The sequence below is a fragment of the Vibrio sp. D173a genome, from assembly GCF_030248475.1.
Map to the genome: position 1 here is coordinate 1 of NZ_JAHGAH010000564.1, position 856 is coordinate 856.

1 protein-coding gene is annotated in these 856 nt (G+C 45.3%); it reads left to right on the forward strand.

All coding sequences use genetic code 11. The features are described from left to right. On the forward strand, nucleotides 1–856 hold an 856-nt coding region (ftsA, locus tag KIV40_RS27560), incomplete at both ends, for a cell division protein FtsA (RefSeq protein WP_285352392.1).

Here is an 856-nt window from a genome sequence, read left to right on the forward strand (position 1 = left end):
TCTGATGAGGAAGTGTCACAAGACGATATGGATCGAGCAATCCATACCGAGAAATCAATTAAAATAGGTGATGAGCAGAGAATTCTGCACGTGATCCCACAAGAATTTACCATCGATTACCAAGAGGGCATTAAAAACCCACTTGGATTATCTGGGGTTCGAATGGAAGTCAGCGTTCACCTAATTTCTTGCCACAGTGATATGGCGAGAAACATTATTAAAGCTGTTGAACGATGTGGTCTCACCGTAGAGCAGATCGTGTTTTCAGGGCTTGCCTCAAGTAATGCGGTAATCACTGAAGACGAGAGAGAGCTTGGAGTTTGTGTGGTCGATATTGGTGCAGGAACGATGGATATTTCCATCTGGACCGGTGGCGCGCTTCGACACACAGAAGTCTTTTCCTATGCAGGAAATGCAGTAACCAGTGATATTGCCTTCGCATTCGGCACACCAGTGAGTGACGCCGAAGAGATCAAAGTAAACCATGGTTGCGCTCTGAGTGAACTCGTAAGCAAGGATGACTCAGTTAACGTCCCAAGTGTGGGTGGTCGACCATCTCGTAGTTTGCAACGACAAACACTTTCAGAGGTGATTGAGCCGCGTTATACAGAATTAATGGGCCTCGTTAACCAAACTATTGATACTGTTCAACTACAGTTAAGAGATGAAGGTATTAAACATCATCTTGCTGCTGGTGTGGTTTTAACCGGTGGCGCTGCACAGATTGACGGATTAGTAGAGTGTGCGGAACGTGTATTCCGCAATCAAGTTCGAGTGGGTAAGCCGTTAGAAGTTAGCGGTTTAACCGATTATGTTAAAGAGCCGTATCATTCTACGGCGGTTGGTTTACTTCATT